The sequence below is a fragment of the Streptomyces sp. CG 926 genome, assembly GCF_003148825.1.
In the GTDB taxonomy this organism is placed as follows: domain Bacteria; phylum Actinomycetota; class Actinomycetes; order Streptomycetales; family Streptomycetaceae; genus Streptomyces.
The window spans coordinates 826,710-844,630 of record NZ_QGGZ01000001.1; the positions used below are offsets into that span (position 1 = coordinate 826,710).

A 17,921-nucleotide genomic window follows, 5' to 3' on the forward strand; every position below is an offset into this window, starting at 1 on the left:
CAGGCCAGAGATCGGATCGGAATCGAACCGCGACGTACTCGACACCAAGGCCTCCCCGTTGCGTTCCGGCCGCGGTGGCGGACTACCCGCCGCCGGCGGCCGGTCGGCCGGTCAGCGACCCTTGGGGCTCGCCCCGTACCAGCTTTCCGGCCGCGCTCAGGAGCCGTGCCGGAACGTCCGGCCGCTGCTCGGCGCGCCGCGCGAGGTGGTGGCGCAGGGCCGGGTCCGGGGCGCATCGGTAGCGTTCGAGGTAGTAGGCGATCTGGTCGGACCAGACCCAGAGGCCGTCGGTGCGGAAGCCGGCCGGCACCACCCTGCTCCGGGTCGGATCGAGGCGGTCCGGTTCCGGTACGAGGCCGTGCAGGGCCACGGGGGCCTGCCGGAGGGACCTGAGCAGGGCGGCGCACTCCTCGGCAGAGGTCACGTGCTCGCGGTCGGGCGCGATGGCGGGCGCCCCGTCGGGCCCCCGGAAGTCGAAGACCCGCGCGAGGTGCAGCGCGGTGGCCGAGGACGTCCCGCCGTCCGACGGTCGCGGGGCGGCCGCGGCGGCGAGCGGGTCGGCCGACGTGGGCGTGTAGCCCCGAGGTGTCTCCAGCAGCCGAAGCCGTGCGCCGACGGCCTCGGCGTCCGGCGGCCGGGCCTCGCGGTCCTTGGCCAGCAGATCGAGGATGAGCCGTTCCAGGCCGAGGGGCAGGTCGGGGCGGAGCTCCGTGGGCGGCCGCGCGGGCTCGCCGAGCTGCCGGTCGACGACGGCATGGACCGAACCGGTTCCGAACGGCGGGGCACCCGTGACCAGTTCGTACAGCAGGCAGCCGAGTGAGTAGAGGTCGGCGCGGGCGTCGACCGCCGAACCCAGGATCTGTTCCGGGGAGGCGTAGGGCGGGCTGCCGAGGAAGTGCCCGCTCACCGTCAGTTTGGTCTGGCCCCGGCTGCCCGGCGCGGCTCCGGGCAGCAGCGCGGCGATGCCGAAGTCCACGACCTTCACGGTTCCGGCCCGGGTCAGGATGACGTTCGAGGGCTTGAGGTCCCGGTGGACGATCTCCTTCGCGTGCGCGGTGATGAGCGCGGCGCAGATCTGACGGGCCCACGCAAGGACGTCGGTCAGGCGCGGCAGTGCTCCGTCGCGGACCAGGGTGTCCAGGGAGCTGCCCTCGACCAGCTCCATCACCACGTGGTAGCAGGGGTCCTTCCTGAAGTCGTAGACCGTGACGATGTGCGGGTCTCCGGCCAGCCGCGCGGTGAAACTGGCCTCGCGCTCGAACCGGGCCCGGAAATGCGCGTCCTGCGCCGCGGCGGGGTGGATCAGCTTGAGCGCGACCTCCCGGTCGAGCACCTCGTCGTGGGCGCGCCACACCTCGCCCATCCCACCCGCCCCCAGCGGCACGCGCATCCGGTAGCGCCCGTCGAGCAGCCGGCCCGCCATGTCGTCGCTCACCGCGCTACCTTCCGTCTCCGCCGGCCGCGCCCGTCAGACCGAAGCCGGCGCTCACGAGCAGGGGGGCCAGCGAGTCGGTCGACACGGCGAAGACGCCGTCCGACTCCGCGCGCAGGGCCAGCGTGCCGATCACCTCGCCGAGTTCGTTGAACAGGGGGCCGCCGGCCGCGTCGGCCGGCAGGGTCAGATCGATCTTGAACAACTGGAGTCGCTGCTCCGGGAAGACCTCGAACTTCTCGACCGTGCCGGGCGCCAGTGCGTCCGGTTCGGCGGCCCAGACGAGGTCGCCGATGTGGACGAGCCGGGGGAAGCCCAGGCGCAGCGGCGCCGCCCGCACCGGCTCGGCCAGCAGCAGCACGGCCGTGGCGATGGAGGAGGAGTCGGCGAGGAAGACCCGGCGTACGGCCCGCTCCCCCTCGACCAGTCGCACGGTCATCGCCTCGGGATCCTGCGCCGTCCACCGGCGGCTGGTCAGGACGTGGCGGTCCGAGATCAGGAAACCGTCACCCTCCTGGCCGCTGCCGTCCGCCACCCGCACCAGCGCGGCCCGGGCGGACGCCGTGAACTCCGTGGAGTCCCCCGGGTTCGCGGGGTCGAGTACGACCGCGCCCAGCCGGGCCGCGTCGGCGAGCAGCGTTCGCCGGTAGCCCTCCACGTCTCCGGCGCCGGCGAGGCAGTGCAGCCGTCGCCGGAGGTCCTCGGGGTCGGTGAGCGGTTCCGCCAGTTCCTCCAGCGCCTGGAGTGCCCGACCGTGGTCGCCGGCGGCGTGCAGGGCGCGGAAACGCGTCAGCGGGTCGCTGTCCACGGCGGCGAGGGCCGCGAGCACGCCGTTCCAGCGCGTCAGCCGGGCCATGCCCTGGCGCATGGCGGCGAGGTGCACCGCGAGTTGTCGGGCGAGGTGGTCTCCCGCGGCGGTCCGTTCCGCCAGGAGCGGCTGGGCCAGATGGTTCCGCGCGTTGGCCAGCAGATCTCGCAACGGGGCTCGCAGGGACAGGAGTTCGCTTTCCAGCTCGGCCGACTGCGGGCCGTACATCTCGGCGAGCAGGCCTTGTGTGGTCGGGTCCAGGGCCCGGCGGGCCGGCCGGTGGGCACTCAGCCGCTCGCGGAACTCACGGCAGAGCGGCTCGCAGTCGCCGAGCTCGGCCGCCTCCTCGACCAACCGGCCCAGGGTGCGCCCGAGTTCCTCCAGTTCGCGCTGGACGGTGTGTCGCCGCGACATCGTCTCGATCTCGCCCGGTGCGAGCAGGGTCGTCTCGGTGAACTCGGCCGAGCTGCTGTTCCCGGTCACCGTGTCGCGTGCCGTGACCGTGAGGACGCAGCTCTTGTCGAACCCGAAGGTCACTTCGATCTGCGGTACTCCGCGCGCGAGGGGCGGGATGCCCGTCAGCCGCAGGACCCCCACCAGCGAACGGGGCTCGATCCGGCCGATGTAGACCCTGATCAGCACCTCCGACTGCAGGTCCCGGGTGGTGGTGTAGGTCTTCGACGCCTTGTTCGGAATGCGCGTGTTCCGCGGGATGAGGATGGAGAAACCCTCGGCGCCGTCGGCCTCGGCGACCGCGATCCCGAGGTCGAAGGGAGTCGCATCATGCAGGTCGAACCCCGTCAGATGGCCGGAGAGCACCGCACCTTCCAGCGCGGCGCCGTAGGCCACGGCCGTCCGGGGGTCCGACAGGACGGTGCGGTCGGCTTCGAAGACCTCCTCCACGGCCTTGCTGATCAGCGGCGAGAGCATCGGGCCACCGACCAGGACGAGGTGGTCCGGCAGGAGGCCCCGCTCCTGCGTCATCCGCTCGCAGACCGCGCGCAGGGTGCCCAGCGAGTCGGCGAGCAGGGTGGCGAGCTCGTCGCGGGTCAGCTCCAGGCGTACTTCCGGCTGCCCCAGGTAGGCGTTGAGGATGTATTCGGCCTCGGGCTGGGAGGAGAGGGCGATCTTGAGGTGCTCGGCGGCCAGTTCGAGCCGTCGGCGCGCCCGGCCGGTCGCCGGGACGTCGAGTCCGCGGGCGCGGAGCCGCCGTGCGAGCTCGTCGGCGACGATCCGGTCGAAGTCGTAGCCGCCGTACTCGTTGTCGCCGAGGATGTTCCGGACCTGGTAGCGGTTGCCCTGCACCTCCATGGCGCTCACGTCGAGGGTGCCCGCGCCGAGGTCCACGACGGTGACCTCGCCGCTCAGCCTCCGCTGGGCGGCGGCCGCCAGGCAGGCCGCGGTCGGCTCGTGGATCAGGCGCCGCACCTTCACCCCCGCGATGTCGCACGCGCTGCGGGTGGCGTGCTTGGCGTTGTTGCGGAAGTACGCGGGGATGGTGACGATCACCTCTTCCCGCTCCAGGGTGAGGTCGTGGTGCTCGGCCGCCCAGTCCAGCCACTCGTCGCGCACCTGCCCGAGCTCCGTGCGGGCCAGCTCCCCGAGCCGTTCGCGTACCTGCGCGGCGAGGTGTTTCTCCACCAGCGTCCGGGCGTGCGCGATCAGGCGGGCGGCGACCTCTTCCGGCCGGTAGGAGCGGTCGAGGACGGTGTAGGCCATGCCGTCGCCCATCCGGCGCTTGGACGCGCTGATGTGGCCGACCACCCAGGGGGCGAGGATCTGGTCACCGCTCAGTCCGACGATCTCCTCGCCCGACTCGGTCACCGTCAGGGTGGAGGCGAACTGGGTGTTCACTCCGTCCGGACAGATCACCGGCCGTCCGCTGTCCGTGTCGTACAGGGCGGCGACGCAGGAGTGGGTCCCGAGGTCCAGACCCCAGACGTCGGCGAAGCGGGCGTGCGTGTCGGCGCGGGCCTGCCGCGCCCACGCGGCGGCCCGCTCCTCGAACTCCGTGCGGCCGACGGCGCCGATCGCCTGAAGGGCGCGGCTCACCCGTTCGCGCTGGAGCTCGGGGACGGCCGCGTCGTCCTGCTCGACCAGTGACGTGAGGATCCCGGCGGCCGCCGAGGCGCGTCCCCTGCGCTCCAAGGCGTCCAGGCAGCGCTCGACCAGTTCGGCGATGTCGCCCGTCCGGCGCAGGAACGGGGCCAGCCGCGGGTCCTCGATCGCCTCCTCGCCCTGTCCGCGGATCAGGCAGCGGGCCGCGGCCGAGGCGTCGTCCGCACGGCCGTAGAGGTCGACGGCCTCCTCGTACCGCTCGTCCTGCTCGTGCAGCCGGGCCGCGCCGAGCAGGTCGCCACCGGCCTCGCGGGACGCGGCGCGGGCCGCCCGGCCCTCGGCCGAGTCCTCGCTCTTGAGGACGCGGTCGGCGTCGCCGTACCGCTCGGCCTTCCGGAAGAGGGCGTGCGCGCGGTAGAGATCGCCGGCGTCCTCGGCGAGCCCGGCGGCCTCCGCGGGCCGGCCGGCCGCCTCCTCGAACCGGCTCCACTCCAGGTACACGGCCGGGCGGTCGGCAGGGGTGGCCCGCCCCAGCAGATCACCCAGCCGGCGCCGCTCGACCGCGCCGACGGCCGCCCGCAGACCCTCCAGCTCGCCCGTCTCCTCGGCGATCCGCTCCGTCGGCCTCACGGCCCGTTCCAGGTGGCCGAGGATCTCCGAGACGAGCCCGAGGGCGCCGAGCCGGTCGCCCCGTTGCACCTGGTCGTCGATGTCCGGGTGGCAGACGGCGGCCAGGGCGGCCAGCCGGTCGGGCTCCTCCGCGGGGCAGGTCGCCAGCGCGGCCCGGCGATCGCCGAGTCGCTCGTGGCAGCGGCTCACCAGATCGTGCCGCCCGGCCTGCTCGCAGTGCGCGAGCGCCTCGGCGGGTCGGCCCGCGGCGAGGAGGAGTTCACCGGCCCGCTCGTGGAAGTCCCGGGTCCGCTCGGACAGCCCTTCGGTGCGGGCCAGTTCCAGTCCGGCGAGGACGTCGTCGATGCGCTGCGAGGCCGCGCAGCACTCCAGCGCCTCGCGCTTGCGTACCGGGTTGTCCGCGAGTCGCGCGGCGTCGCCACCGCGGCCGAGGAAGAGCTTCACCGGGTACAGGTCCGGCACGAGGGGGTCGGCGAGGTGGTCGAAGAAGGCGCTCCACAGCGCGGCGTCCTGAGCGAGCGCGGCCCTCGCGGTGTACGCCCGTAAGGCGTGCGTCGTCGTGCCGAGGTCGAGGAGACCCGCGTCCTGGCGGCGCCGCAGCAAGGAGACGAGGCCGTCGGCGCTGTCCCGTTCGCCCGCCAGCACCGCCAGCCGGCCCCCGGCCGCACGCTCCAGCGCGAGGTCTCCGGCGCGGCCCGCCGCCTCGGCGATCACGCCGAGGACGGTACGGTCGCCGCGCCCGACGGCTTCGTGCAGCGCCGCCTTCCGCTCCGGCCCCAACGCGGCCGCGTACCCCTCGGCGGGCAGTCGGCGGCCCGGCCGCTCCAGCAGCTCGACCGCCAGCGCCGGGTCGTGGTCGAGCGCCTCCACGAGGGCCCGGCCGAAGGCTTCGGCAGCCTGGTCCAGGTCTCTTCCGGTCAGCTGCGCGGGCCGGAAGGACTGGTCCACCACCTTGAGCGCCTTGCGCAGGCTGCGGGGTCTGCCGTCCGAGGACCTGTTGCGCCACACCTGTCGTCATCCCCCTGCGATCACAAGGCCGGACCCTGATCTCCCATGCTAACGACCCGAAGGGCCGCGGGAGATGGGACTGCGCGACTGCTCCTGACCGCCGGGGGACGCGGGGCCCGGTTCGCGGAGCAATGGCCCCACAGGCCGGAACCATCCCTTGCGTACCGCGAGTAACGGCCTTTAGGGTCGGCGGACTTGAGGAAGGGGAGGCACCGTGGAAAGCGACAGGGCACCGGAGGACGACACCCGGACCAAGCCGGAGATCAAGAAGGTGGCCGTTCGCGACGAGGCCAGGAAGCGCGACCGGCTCACCATCGACAAGCGACCGTCGTCCTGACCGGGCGGGAATCGGCGCCCGGCGTGGCACTGCGGACACCGGGCGCCGAGACCCCGTGCCGGGCCGTCGATCGGCCGGCGCGGCGGACGGAGCACGGCCGGACGGGGAGGGCCGCATGCGCGTCCATCTGGTGACCATGCCCTGGCAGCCGCTCGACCTGCCCTCGCTCCAGATCGGCCTGCTGCACTCCCTGCTCACCCGCACCCGGCCCTCGGACGAGATCCACGAGTTCCACGGTTCCTTGCGCTGGGCGCAATTCCTGCTGGAGCGGACGGACGGACTGCTGCGCCCGGCCGACCACGCCGAGGTGGGCAGCGACTCGATCTTCGACGGGCTCGGCGACTGGGTCTTCTCGGGCGTGCTCTACGCGGACCCCGACTGGGGCGTCGCACGGCTGCGCGCCTACGCGGAGCGGCGCGGGATCCCGGTGGACAAGGCACATGCCATGCGGGTCCACGCGGCGGATTTCATCAACCGCAGCGCCGCGGAGATCCTCGAGGAGGACCCGGACGTCGTCGGGTTCACCAGTACCTTCATGCAGAACGTGTCCTCGCTGGCGCTCGCCGCCGAGCTCAAGCGCCGCCGTCCCTCCCTCACCGTGGTCTTCGGCGGCAGCAACTGCGACGGGCCGATGGGCCACGCCCTGCACCGCAACCATCCCTTCGTCGACCATGTGGTGCGCGGGGAAGGGGAGTACGCGTTCCCCGCCCTGCTGGCCCATCTGGACGCCGGGACCCCGCCCGTCGACGTACCGGGCCTGTGCTGGTGGGACGGCGGGTCCTCGCGGGCCAACGAGGAGAGCCGCCGCACGGTGGCGCCGCGTGACATCGGCTCGCCGGACTACGACATCTGGCAGGCGGAGCTCGACGCCTCCCCGGTGGCCGAGTACGTCCGTCCGAAACTGGTCGTGGAAGGCGCCCGCGGCTGCTGGTGGGGCGAGAAGCACCATTGCACGTTCTGCGGTCTCAACGGCTCCGCGATGGCGTTCCGCGCCAAGCCCGGTGAGCAGTTGTGGGCCGAGGTCGACCGGCTGGTCCGACGGCACCGGATCCTCGACATCGTCACGGTCGACAACATCATCGACATGGCGTACTTCACGGACTTCCTGCCGCTGGCCGCCGACAGCGGCTGGGACCTCCTGATGCACTACGAGGTCAAGTCCAACCTCACCACGGATCAGTTGGCGCTCCTGGCCCGCTCGGGAGCGGTCCACATCCAACCGGGGATCGAGAGTCTCGGTAACCGCGTCCTCGACCTCATGGACAAGGGCGTCACCGGCTCCCGCAACGTCCGCACGCTCCGCGAGTGCGCCGACCGGTCGCTCACCTGCACGTGGAACTACCTGTACGGGTTCCCGGGCGAGACGGCGGACGACTACGACCCGGTCGTCGACCAGCTCCCGGCGCTCGTCCATCTGCAGCCACCGGGAGGCGCGTTCCGCATCCAGCTGGAGCGGTTCAGCCCGCACTTCGCCGATCCCGCCCTCGGCTTCGCCGAGCGCTCCCCCGCCGAGATGTACGACCATGTGTACGACCTGCCGGAGGAGGAACTGGCCGATCTGGTGTACCTCTTCGACACCCCGCCCCGCGGGATCGGTGGCGAGACGGAGCAGCGGCTGGCACGGGCCGTCGAGGCCTGGCGGGCCGGGCACGCCGGTTCGACGCTGCTGATGGAATCCGGCGCGGACGGCGACCTGCTGGTGCACGACCGGCGGCACGGATGGCCGAAGCGGACGCATCGGCGCAGCGGCTGGGAGGCCGCCGCGTTCCGGCACCTGGAACACGGCCGCTCCGGGCCCGCCCTGCACCGGCTCCTCACCGAGGAGGGACACACGCCCACCCCGGAACGGCTCACGCGGTGGCTCGGCGAGCAGGTGTCCCTGGGCCTGCTGTTCTTCGACCGCCGGTCGTACGTGTCGCTGCCGCTGCGGAACGCCCCGGTCCGCGCGGCCGCCGTCACGGACGATGCCGGGGCCGGGGTCGACATCGAGGTGGTGGCCCGATGACCGGCGGGCAGGTGGTGGTGGACGAACCGCTGCCGTTGGGCACCGGCGGGCGCGGCGCGGCGGACGCCGTGCGCTTCCTGCGCGAATGTCAGAGTCGGGCGCTCACGGTGCGCTGGGTCCCGGACCGCGACGCCCTGCCCTTCGACACCGGGCTGCTGCACCACCTCCCGCCACCGGCGCCCCGGCCCGCCTCCCCGGGCGGGTCCGGTGCGTCCGGTGGCTCCGGTGCGTCCGACGAGGCGGCCGTGTGGCGGTCACGGTACGCGTACGGCCTGTTCTACCACCGCCGCGGGCCGGATTTCGTGACGGTCATGGACCGCCGCGACCCCTCGGCCGCGGCCCGGTTCACCCTCGACCGGCCGGCAGTGCTCGACGCCTTCCTCGCCGTGCAGGAACCCACGGCCCTCGACGCGCTCGACGCCACACACCGCGAGGCCGTGGCCCTGCTGGCGGACGAACGGCTCGTCCTGGTCACACGGGGGTGGGTGGTCGCGCTGCCGCCCCGTCTGCGGCGCTGGCCCGTCCCCTGCACGAGCGTCTGACCTGTGACCTCGTCACCGACCCGATCCCCGGCCACGACCGACGGCGGCGGCGGCTCACCATGGGGCGCGCTGCGACGACACCGCCCGTTCCTGCTGCTCTGCGGCGAACAGGCGGCCAGTTCGGTCGGACGGCAGATCACCGCGCTGGCGCTGGCGCTGCTCGCCGTGACCCGGCTGGACGCGGGCCCGTTCGGGGCGTCGGCGCTGCTGGCCCTGACGTATCTGCCCGGCGCCGTGCTCAGCCCCCTCGCCGGTGTGCTCGCCGACCGGGCCCGGCTGCGCACCCTCGCCGTCACGCTCACCTCGCTGCAGGTGGTGGTCGTCGCCTCGGTGCCGCTCGCCGGGGCACTCGGGCGCCTCGGTCTGCCGCACCTGTACGTGGTGGCCGGCCTGTCGGGCGCGCTGACCTGGACCCTCTCGGTGGCGCTGCAGGCCGCGCTGCCCCGAGTGGTCGGGCCCGAACAGCTCCTGACCGGCAACTCGGCCCTGACCGGCGCCCGGACGACGGGGATGATCGGCGGCCCCGCCCTGGGCGGTGTCCTCGTCGGTCTCGTCGGGGCGCCCTCCGCCCTGCTGGCCGGCAGCGCCGCCTACGCTGTCGAGGCCGTGCTGCTGTTCGCCCTGCCCGCGTCGCTGAACAGGCCGGCGGAGCCCACCGGACGTCAGGGCCCCCGACTCGCCGCGCTCCGCGAGGGGCTGGCGGTGGTCCGGGCGGAACCGGTACTGCGTCGACAGGTGCTCGCCGGCGCCGGGTTCAACCTCGGCAGCGGAGCCGCGGATGCGCTCTTCGTCGTCTATGCGAATCGTGAACTCGCCCTACCCGCGTGGCAGTTGGGGGCGGTGTACGCCGCGTTCAGCGTGGCCACCGTGGTCGGGGTTCTGCTCGCGGGCCGCTTCGCGACGTCCGTCGAGCTGTACCGGGCCACCCGGATCTGCGCGGTGGTGGCGGCCCTCGCGATCTTCTTCGTCCCGGCGGCGTCGCTGGGCCTCGCCTTCCCCGCGTTGCTCACGTACCAACTGGTCTTCGGCATGGCGGCGACCGTGTGGGCGATCTCGATGACGACCACCCAGCAACTGATCGCCCCGCGGCACCTCCAGGGCCGCGTCGCCGGCTTCGCCCAGGCGGCGCTGCTGACCACCGTCCCGGTCGGGGCCCTGTCCGCGGGCGCGCTCGCGGCCTGGCTGGGGAACGTCCCGGTGCTGACCGGCGCCGCGACGGCGGCGCTCCTGGCCGCGTGCTGCTTCTGGCTGCCGCACCGCACCGACACCGCTCCGGCGCCGCCCGCTCCGTGACATCGGTTCCCTACGGGATCCACTCCCGTAGGGAACCGCAGGCGCTCAGCTCTCCTGGCTGCCCGGAGTCAGCCGCAGCGAGATCGAGTTGATGCAGTAACGCTGGTCCGTGGGGGTCGGGTAGCCCTCGCCCTCGAAGACGTGGCCCAGGTGGGAGCCGCACTTCGCACAGCGGACCTCCGTGCGGACCATCCCGTGCGAGGTGTCCGCGATCAGCTCGACCGCGTCGGTGTCCTTCGGGTCGAAGAAGGACGGCCAGCCGCAGTGCGACTCGAACTTCTCCGACGAGCGGAACAGCTCGGACCCGCAGCCGCGGCAGGAGTAGACACCCTCGGTCTTGGTGTCGGTGTATTCACCGCGGAAGGCCGGCTCGGTGCCCGCCAAGCGCAGTACCTGGTACTCGGACGGGGTCAGCTCCGCCTGCCACTGCTCGTCCGTCTTCTCGACCTCGTAGGACATGACTCTCCCGCTCCCTCGTACCTTCAGCTCGACAGCCGGGCGAGGATGGCCGGACCGAGGTCCGTGACGTCGCCCGCGCCCATGGTGAGAACGAGATCACCGGGCTTGGCCATTCCCGCGATGGCGTCGGCGACGGCCGTCTTGTCGTGTTCGGCGGTGACGTCGGCGCCCGCCGCCCGGGCGGCCGCGATGATCACCTCGCTGGTGACGCCGGGGATCGGGTCCTCGCGGGCCGGGTAGATGTCCAGGACCAGGGAGGCGTCGGCGAGGGCCAGGGACCGGCCCATCTCCTTGCCGAGCTCCTGGGTGCGGGAGAAGAGGTGCGGCTGGAAGACGACCAGGATCCGGGAGTCGCCGGCGGCGCCGCGGATGGCCTCCAGGTCGGCGGTCATCTCGGTGGGGTGGTGCGCGTAGGAGTCGATCACCTGGACGCCGGCGGCCTCGCCCTTGAGCTGGAGGCGGCGCTTGACGCCGGTGTACTTGCCGAGCGCGCTCGCCAGGTTGTGCGCCGGGATGCCGAGCGCCACGCCCGCGGCGAGGGCCGCGACGGCGTTGTGGGCGTAGTGGCGGCCGGGGACCGAGACGGTGAAGGTGAGCATCCGGCCGTCCAGGATCACGGTGACCTCGCTGGTCAGGCCGCGCGGGGTGATCTTGGTGATGCGGACGTCGGCGCCCTCCTCCTCGCCGTAGGTGACGACGGTGAGGCCCTCCCGGCCCGCGACGCGGCGGGCGATCTCGGCCGCGCCCTCCTGACCGTGGGCGACGACCAGGGTGCCGCCGGGCACGACCTTGCCGACGAAGGTCTCGAAGGACTCGTAGATTTCCTCGATGGAGGCGTAGTTCGCGTGGTGGTCGAGCTCCGCGTTGAGGATGATCGCGACCTGCGGGGTGTACTTGTGGAAGGTGCGGTCGCTTTCGTCCGCCTCGGCGACGAAGATGTCGCCCTCGCCGTGGTGCGCGTTGGAGCCGGGGGCGTCCAGGTCGCCGCCGATGGCGTACGAGGGGTCCAGGCCCAGGGCCGAGAGGGACACGGCCAGCATCGAGGTGGTGGTGGTCTTGCCGTGCGTGCCGGCGACGGCGATCGGCCGCAGCCCGTCCATCAGGGCGGCCAGCGCGTCCGAGCGGTGCACGACGGGGACGCCCAGCTCGGCGGCGCGGGCCAGCTCCGGGTTGTCGGCGCGGATCGCGCTGGAGACGACCACGCAGGTGGAATCGGCGGCGAGGTTGTCGGCCGCGTGTCCGCCGTGGACCGTGACGCCGTGGGCGCGCAGCGCCTCGGCGGTCTCGGAGTCACCGCGGCTGTCGCTGCCGGCCACCTTCCCTCCGCGCTGGGCCAGGATCTTCGCGATGCCGGACATGCCGGCGCCGCCGATGCCGATGAAGTGGGGCCGTTCCATGGCGGTCGGCAGGCCGGGCTTCATTCAGGTCGCTCCAGGATCGTGTTTCTTGCGGGTGCGCGTGAGGCTCTGACTGGCCCCAAGCCTATTCGTTGTGGGCGAAGAGCTTGAGCACGGGAACGCCGACCTTGTGGCGGGCCCGCGAGGCCCAGTCCCGGTGGAAGAACTCCTCCACGAAGTGCGGGGCGGTCAGGACGATCACCTCGTCGGCGCCGTGCTCCTCCACGACGGACTTCAGTCTGTCGAGCGGGTGGTCCTCGACGAGCTGGCCGACGGCCTTGGCTCCCTTGGCGCGCAGCGCGTTCAGGGAGTGCGCGAGGGCGTGCGCGGCGGGGCCGAGGGCGGCCTCGCCCTCGGGCTCGTCACCCTCACGGATGGCCTCCGGAAGCTCACCGAGCGCTACGTCGTCGATGGCGCGCAGCAGTCGGTCCTGGTCGCCCCGGGGTTGCATGAGGACGATGAAGGAGACCGCGTCGTCCCCGTGCAGGGTGGTGACGAAGTCCACGTCCACCGCGGTCAGCGGCTGCTCGATCATCAATACGCTCGTGAACACGGACGCCCTCTCCTTCATGGGCCGAGGCCGGCCGGCCGACCCCTGCGGAAACCATCCTGCCCCGCTGTCGCACGGGGCCCTGCGCAGACATACCTGCCCAGTTATGTGCCCGGCGGAAGCAAAGCGGAACGTCAAATTCCGCGCCTTGTCAGATCCGACGGTAGCTCGTGAAGAGGAACCCGGCCTCTTCCAGTACGCAGGCGGGCGCGAGCCGGTGCGGAACCGTGACGGAGGGGCCTCCGGCGATCCGCTGGGCGCCTCCCGCCACGAGCATCGGGGAGATCGTCAGACACAGCTCGTCCAGGGCGTCGGCGGCCACGAACTGCCCCAGGAGCCGGGGTCCGCCCTCGGTGAGCTGGCGGCGCAGCCCCCGAGCGGCGAGCTCCCGTACCACCCGGCCGGCGTCCACGCCCGCGCCCTCACCGGCCACCACGACCTCGGCCCCGGCCCGCGTCGCCTCGGCCACCCGGTCGGCGGGCGCGGCGGCCCCGGTGACCACCAGGGTCGGCACCAGCGGGGAGGTGAACAGGGGCAGCGAGAAGTCCAGGTCCAGGCTCGCGGTGACCACGGCGATGGCGGGGGCCGGGCCCTGTCCGCAGGCGGCGCGGCGGGCGGCGAAGGCCTCCCGGGCGCGGGCCGGGCGGTAGCCCTCCTGCCGAACCGTTTCCGCGCCGACGACCACCACATCGGCCAGGGCTCGCAGGGTGCCGAAGATCCGCATGTCCGTCTCACCGGAGATGGGCTGCGAGCGGCCGTCGTGCTGGGCGCCCCCGTCCAGGGTGGAGACCATGTTGGCCCGGAGCCAGTGGCCGTCCGCCGTCAGCGCGGGGTACGCGTAGGCCTCCGCCAGCTCGTCGAGCGACCACTCCCGGTCGGCCAGGTCGGCCGCGTCCCGGGGCGGAGCTGGTGTCTGATCGGTCACAGGGAACAGGCGTCGCATCGGTGCAGTGTGCCACGCCCCGTAGAGTTGAGAGCTGTGTCGACATCACTCTCCACCTCCGGTTACACCTCCGGCCGGCCGCCCATAGCCGACGCGGGGCCCCAGGCCCTCTGCGCGCGCGAGCCGCGGGTGCCCGCCGAACGGCTGGTGGCCGAGATGGTCCCGCCGCCGCGCTTCGACTCGGTGCGCTTCGACACGTACAACCCGGACCCGACCCAGCCCAGCCAGTCCGAGGCCGTCACCGTGCTGAGCGGCTTCGCCGCCGGTCTGGGCGGCGCGCACGCCAGCGGCGCGGGCAGGAAGCGCTGGTTCTCCAAGAAGCAGGCCGCCCCCACCGGCCCCCGCGGGGTCTACCTCGACGGTGGCTACGGCGTCGGCAAGACCCACCTGCTGGCCTCCCTGTGGCACGCCACCCCGGCCGAGCCCGCGCTCAAGGCGTTCGGCACCTTCGTGGAGCTGACCAACCTGGTCGGCGCGCTCGGCTTCCAGCAGACCGTGCAGACCCTGGGCGGCCACCGGCTGCTGTGCATCGACGAGTTCGAACTGGACGACCCGGGCGACACCGTACTGGTGTCCTCGCTGCTCAGCCGGCTCGTCGAGCAGGGTGTGGCGCTGGCCGCCACCTCCAACACGCTGCCCGGCAAGCTCGGCGAGGGCCGCTTCGCCGCCGCCGACTTCCTGCGCGAGATCCAGGGGCTGTCGGCGCACTTCCGGCCGCTGCGGATCGACGGCCAGGACTACCGCCACCGCGGTCTGCCCGAGGCCCCGTCCCCCTTCGGCGACGAGCAGGTCACCAAGGCGGCGTACGCGACCGAGGGCGCGAGCCTGGACGACTTCCCCGGCCTGCTCGAACACCTGGCCCGGGTGCACCCCAGCCGCTACGGCGCGCTGACCGACGGCCTCACGGCGGTCTGCCTGACCGATGTCGGCCCGGTGCCGGACCAGTCGACGGCGCTGCGGCTGGTGGTACTGGCCGACCGCCTCTACGACCGCGAGATCCCGGTGCTGGCCTCCGGGGTCCCCTTCGACAAGCTGTTCAGTGAGGAGATGCTGAACGGCGGCTATCGGAAGAAGTACTTCCGCGCCATATCGCGGCTCACCGCCCTGGCGCGCGACGCGAAGCCCCTGGTCTCCCAGTAGGTTTGGGGACGCCGGGCCCTTTCGGGAGCCCGGCCGTTTCCCACATCTTCGAAGGGATCACCATGGCCACCACGCGTACCGCGCACACCGTCTGGGAAGGCAACCTGCTCAAGGGTGCCGGCACGGTCAGCCTCGACTCCTCGGGCAGGGGCTCGTTCGAGGTTTCCTGGCCCTCGCGCGCCGAGGCCGCGAACGGCAAGACCAGCCCGGAAGAGCTGATCGCCGCCGCGCACTCCAGCTGCTACTCGATGGCCCTCTCGCACGGCCTGGACGGCGCCGGCACCCCGCCCACCCGCCTGGAGACCAAGGCCGATGTGACCTTCCAGCCGGGCGAGGGCATCACCGGCATCCACCTGTCGGTCCGTGCCGAGGTCCCCGGCCTGGACGCGGAGGGCTTCGCCGCCGCGGCCGAGGACGCCAAGAAGAACTGCCCGGTCAGCCAGGCCCTGACCGGTACGACGATCACCCTGAGCGCGGAGCTCGTCTGATCGTCCCGCTCCGGCGGGGGTGCGGGCCGCACGTGGCGGCCCGCGCCCCCGTCAGGCGGTCGCCAGCTGCGGGATCAGGCGCATCGCGTTGTCGTGGTAGATCCCCCGCAGCTGCTCCGGGGTGAAGGCCGGGTCGGCTTCGAGGGCGGGGAGCGCCAGGTCCGTGACCGTGTCGGCGGGGGCGGCCGGCCAGTCCGTGCCGAAGAGGACGTGCTCGGCCGGGACGTGCTCCAGCAGGGTCGCGGCGGGCGCCATGGGGCCTGCCGTGTCGTAGTAGAAGCGGCTCAGGTGGTCACGTACGGCCGCGGGCTCGACACTCGGTTCGCAGAACCGCCCGAGGGCCTGCAGGCGCGTCGCGATGTACGGCAGGAAGCCTCCGGCGTGCGGCAGGACGACGGAGATGTCCGGGAACCGGTCCAGGGTCCTCCTGCTGATCATGTTCACGGCGGCCCGTGTGGTGTCCAGCAGGAAGTCGCACATGAAGTTCGGGATACCCGGCACGGTCGATCCACCGGGAGGACCGGCTGCACCGGGCGGACCGGACGGGGCGGACCCACCAGGCGGACCGGACCCACCGGGCGGACCGGGCGGACCCGCCGCACCCGGCCCTCGGGGCGGGCCGTCCGGCAGGTTGTGGGGGTGGGTGTCCACCACGGCGGAGAACTCGTTCAGCTCGTGGAACAGCCGGTCGTAGGCGGGATCGCCGAGGTAGACGCCCCCGTAGTTGGCCGTCACGTTCACCCCGACGGCCCCGAGCTGCCCCAGCCCGCGGCGTACGGCCCAGGACGAGGCGTCCGCGTCGTCCAGGAAGAGCGGCACGTAGTACGAGAACCGTCCCGGATGCGACTGCGCCACCTCGATCATCGACTGCAGCGTGATGTTGATGGCTTCGCGCAGCTGCGCCGACGACCGGTAGCGCGCCGGCAGCATCGGCTTGAGGACGGCGGTCGTGATGCCCGCGTCGTCCATGAAGCGGATCGCCGCCTCGGTGCCGAGCCGGGACCACGGGGGCAGCCGATCCGGATTGATCAGTTCATGGTGCGCGGCCCAGTCGCGCCACTGCGGCGCGCAGAAGTGATGATGCATGTCGATCTTCGGATGGACCGCGCGCGCCGCGTCCGTGCCCGGCGCGGAGGAACCCCGCGCGACCCGGACGACCTCACTGGTGCCCACCGCAGCGATGCGCAGTTCGTCCGCCGGCGTCCCCAGGAGGCGCAGTGCGGAGGTACTCATGGAATCCGTCATGCCGATCCACCTCCCATCGGGTCCGCGTCACCTTCCGGAGGCGACCGAGGCCAGGGACGCCTCGCCCGGGTCCGCGTCGGGTCGGACCGGGTCCGGCTCCCGCCCCGGCTCCAGGACGAGCCGGAGGTGTTCGAGGCCCCGGAACGCCGGCACCGGCCCCTTGAGCCACGCCTTCCCGGTCTCCCGCGCGTCGGCGAGCTCCATGTCCGGGAACTCCCGCAGGAGGGTGGCGAGCGCGATCTCGAGTTCGAGGCGCGCGAGCGGCGCCCCCAGGCAGTAGTGGGTGCCGTGCCCGAAGCCCAGGTGCGTGCCCTGCAGGCCCTCGCGGGTCACGTCCAGCTCGTCGGGGCGGTCGAACCTCTCGGGGTCCCGGTTGGCGGAGGAGATCGCGATCTGCACGAGGGAACCCTCGGGGATGTGCGTACCCCGGATCTCGGCGTCCCGCGCCGCGTACCGGAAGGTCGACGTCTCCACCGAGCCCTCGAAGCGCAACATCTCCTCCACCGCCCGCGGCACGAGCGTCGGGTCCTTCCGCAGCAAGGCCGCCTGATCGGGGCGCAGCAGCAGGTTCAGGACGGAGTTGCCGATCTGGTAGGCGGTGGTCTTGTGGCCGGCGAAGAACAGCACCCACAGCGAGGCGATCAGTTCGGGGTCCTCCAGCTGCTCCTCCCCTTGCAGGAGGTCGCTGAGGAAGGAGTCCGACGGGTGCGCGCGCGTGTCCGCGATGAGCCGCTCCAACCGGTGCTGCAGGCGCTCCTCGGCGGCCTTCAGCTCGGCCTTGCGGCTGGGGTCGAAGCGGGAGCGGGTCACCACCGCGAACTGCTCCAGGATCTCCGGGCGGTCCTCCTGGGGGATGCCCATCAGTTCGCACAGGACCGCGACGGGCAGCGGGAACGCGAACGCGGTCATCAGGTCGACGGTGCCCGCCGCGCGGCATTCGCCGAGGAGGTGCTCGGCGATCTCGGTGATCCTCGGACGCATCTGCTCCACCCGCCGGGGGGTGAAGGCGCTGCGCAGGACGCGGCGCAGCCGTGTGTGCCGGGGCGGGTCCGAGAAGAGCACGTTGTCGTCGAGGGCGTCGAAGAAGCTGCCGTACACCGCGTGGTAGGTGTCGATGGCGCCGTGCATGTTCTTGCTGAACCGGGGGTCCGACAGCGCCTCACGGGCGTCGTCGTGACGGGTGATGAGGTACGTGTCGATCCCGTGGGGAGGGGTCAGCCGACACACCGGATCCCGCTCGCGCAGGGCGGCGTACATCGGATGGGGGCACAGCCGGTACTCCGGCGCGCCCCGGGACACGGCCGACACGATCTCGTGCAGCTCTCCGCCGCCGTCCGGTGCCGCATCCTGCTGCGCCATGGTCCGTACCCTCCGTCGCACTCGCCTGCTGGGGACAACACCGGTTCCCCGTGCGGGTAGGTCGTGAAACGACGCCGTTCCCGTTCGAGTGAGCCGCCGGCGGCGGGTGCCGGGCCGGCTCGGGGTACGGGTCCGGCCGACCGTCAGCCGATCGGCGGTCGCCCGTCCGGGCCGAGTGTGTGGCGGGCGCGGCGGGCCGGGGAAGGGCTGCAGGTGCCCCCAGCCAG

The 17,921-nt window shown here is 72.8% G+C and carries 14 protein-coding genes; 6 read left to right on the plus strand and 8 right to left on the minus strand.

From position 1 onward, the window contains the following. Nucleotides 1-82: 82 nt before the first annotated feature. Together BCL76_RS03410 and BCL76_RS03415 are read right to left on the minus strand one after the other, a co-directional pair. Nucleotides 83-1,435, minus strand: coding sequence for a serine/threonine-protein kinase (locus BCL76_RS03410; RefSeq protein ID WP_109777975.1), 1,353 nt, complete (start codon nucleotides 1,433-1,435; stop codon nucleotides 83-85). Nucleotides 1,436-1,439: 4 nt separating this feature from the next. Further along, nucleotides 1,440-5,936: an Hsp70 family protein gene (locus tag BCL76_RS03415; protein ID WP_109777977.1), complete on the minus strand. Its 4,497-nt coding sequence runs from the start codon at nucleotides 5,934-5,936 to the stop codon at nucleotides 1,440-1,442. 214 nt (nucleotides 5,937-6,150) lie between these two features. On the opposite strand from BCL76_RS03415, the gene BCL76_RS39585 reads away from it, so the two are divergent. The 4 genes from BCL76_RS39585 (at nucleotide 6,151) to BCL76_RS03430 (ending at nucleotide 10,113) form a co-directional block, all read left to right on the plus strand. Next, entirely contained in the window at nucleotides 6,151-6,273 is a 123-nt protein-coding gene (locus BCL76_RS39585) for a hypothetical protein (RefSeq protein ID WP_258309265.1), read from the plus strand. 115 nt (nucleotides 6,274-6,388) lie between these two features. Next, entirely contained in the window at nucleotides 6,389-8,278 is a 1,890-nt protein-coding gene (locus BCL76_RS03420; protein ID WP_109777978.1) for a RiPP maturation radical SAM C-methyltransferase, read from the plus strand. Continuing rightward, nucleotides 8,275-8,820: a DUF5825 family protein gene (locus BCL76_RS03425; RefSeq protein ID WP_109777980.1), complete on the plus strand. Its 546-nt coding sequence runs from the start codon at nucleotides 8,275-8,277 to the stop codon at nucleotides 8,818-8,820. Before BCL76_RS03420 ends, BCL76_RS03425 begins: the two co-directional genes overlap by 4 nt. Before the next feature lie 3 nt (nucleotides 8,821-8,823). After that, nucleotides 8,824-10,113 (plus strand): MFS transporter, encoded by a 1,290-nt coding sequence (locus BCL76_RS03430; RefSeq protein ID WP_109777982.1) that lies wholly within the window; start codon nucleotides 8,824-8,826, stop codon nucleotides 10,111-10,113. 45 nt (nucleotides 10,114-10,158) lie between these two features. On the opposite strand, the gene msrB is transcribed toward BCL76_RS03430, so the two are convergent. From msrB to BCL76_RS03450, 4 genes are all read right to left on the minus strand, one after another. Next, nucleotides 10,159-10,572, minus strand: coding sequence for a peptide-methionine (R)-S-oxide reductase MsrB (gene msrB / locus BCL76_RS03435; RefSeq protein ID WP_030760602.1), 414 nt, complete (start codon nucleotides 10,570-10,572; stop codon nucleotides 10,159-10,161). 23 nt (nucleotides 10,573-10,595) lie between these two features. Further along, the gene (gene murC, locus BCL76_RS03440; RefSeq protein ID WP_109777984.1) at nucleotides 10,596-11,993 is read right to left on the minus strand and encodes a UDP-N-acetylmuramate--L-alanine ligase; all 1,398 of its coding nucleotides are present in this window, start codon (nucleotides 11,991-11,993) and stop codon (nucleotides 10,596-10,598) included. Between the two features lie 61 nt (nucleotides 11,994-12,054). Beyond that, entirely contained in the window at nucleotides 12,055-12,522 is a 468-nt protein-coding gene (locus tag BCL76_RS03445; RefSeq protein WP_109777986.1) for an indole-3-glycerol phosphate synthase, read from the minus strand. Nucleotides 12,523-12,670: 148 nt separating this feature from the next. After that, a complete protein-coding gene (locus BCL76_RS03450) occupies nucleotides 12,671-13,462 on the minus strand; it encodes a pyrimidine reductase family protein (protein WP_109777988.1) in 792 nt (263 codons plus the stop codon). Nucleotides 13,463-13,546: 84 nt separating this feature from the next. Between BCL76_RS03450 and zapE the strand changes: the two genes are divergently transcribed. Next, nucleotides 13,547-14,602 (plus strand): cell division protein ZapE, encoded by a 1,056-nt coding sequence (gene zapE, locus BCL76_RS03455; protein ID WP_375137887.1) that lies wholly within the window; start codon nucleotides 13,547-13,549, stop codon nucleotides 14,600-14,602. A gap of 62 nt (nucleotides 14,603-14,664) precedes the next feature. Then, the gene (locus BCL76_RS03460) at nucleotides 14,665-15,090 is read left to right on the plus strand and encodes an OsmC family protein (RefSeq protein ID WP_030760618.1); all 426 of its coding nucleotides are present in this window, start codon (nucleotides 14,665-14,667) and stop codon (nucleotides 15,088-15,090) included. Between the two features lie 51 nt (nucleotides 15,091-15,141). Here BCL76_RS03460 and BCL76_RS03465 read toward each other — a convergent pair whose 3' ends face one another. Together BCL76_RS03465 and BCL76_RS03470 are read right to left on the minus strand one after the other, a co-directional pair. Beyond that, nucleotides 15,142-16,335, minus strand: a complete 1,194-nt coding sequence (locus BCL76_RS03465) for an amidohydrolase family protein (protein WP_258309269.1) — start codon at nucleotides 16,333-16,335, stop codon at nucleotides 15,142-15,144. Nucleotides 16,336-16,362: 27 nt separating this feature from the next. Continuing rightward, nucleotides 16,363-17,694, minus strand: coding sequence for a cytochrome P450 family protein (locus BCL76_RS03470; protein ID WP_109777992.1), 1,332 nt, complete (start codon nucleotides 17,692-17,694; stop codon nucleotides 16,363-16,365). Between the last annotated feature and the right edge of the window lie 227 nt (nucleotides 17,695-17,921).

What these genes read in the sequence shown, in the direction of transcription:
- BCL76_RS03420 (WP_109777978.1), top strand. Translation starts at nt 6,389, where the DNA reads ATGCGCGTCCATCTGGTGACCATGCCCTGGCAGCCGCTCGACCTGCCC.
- BCL76_RS03425 (WP_109777980.1), top strand. Translation starts at nt 8,275, where the DNA reads ATGACCGGCGGGCAGGTGGTGGTGGACGAACCGCTGCCGTTGGGCACC.
- msrB (WP_030760602.1), bottom strand. Translation starts at nt 10,572, where the DNA reads ATGTCCTACGAGGTCGAGAAGACGGACGAGCAGTGGCAGGCGGAGCTG.
- murC (WP_109777984.1), bottom strand. Translation starts at nt 11,993, where the DNA reads ATGAAGCCCGGCCTGCCGACCGCCATGGAACGGCCCCACTTCATCGGC.
- BCL76_RS03450 (WP_109777988.1), bottom strand. Translation starts at nt 13,462, where the DNA reads ATGCGACGCCTGTTCCCTGTGACCGATCAGACACCAGCTCCGCCCCGG.
- BCL76_RS03460 (WP_030760618.1), top strand. Translation starts at nt 14,665, where the DNA reads ATGGCCACCACGCGTACCGCGCACACCGTCTGGGAAGGCAACCTGCTC.
- BCL76_RS03465 (WP_258309269.1), bottom strand. Translation starts at nt 16,335, where the DNA reads ATGACGGATTCCATGAGTACCTCCGCACTGCGCCTCCTGGGGACGCCG.
- BCL76_RS03470 (WP_109777992.1), bottom strand. Translation starts at nt 17,694, where the DNA reads ATGGCGCAGCAGGATGCGGCACCGGACGGCGGCGGAGAGCTGCACGAG.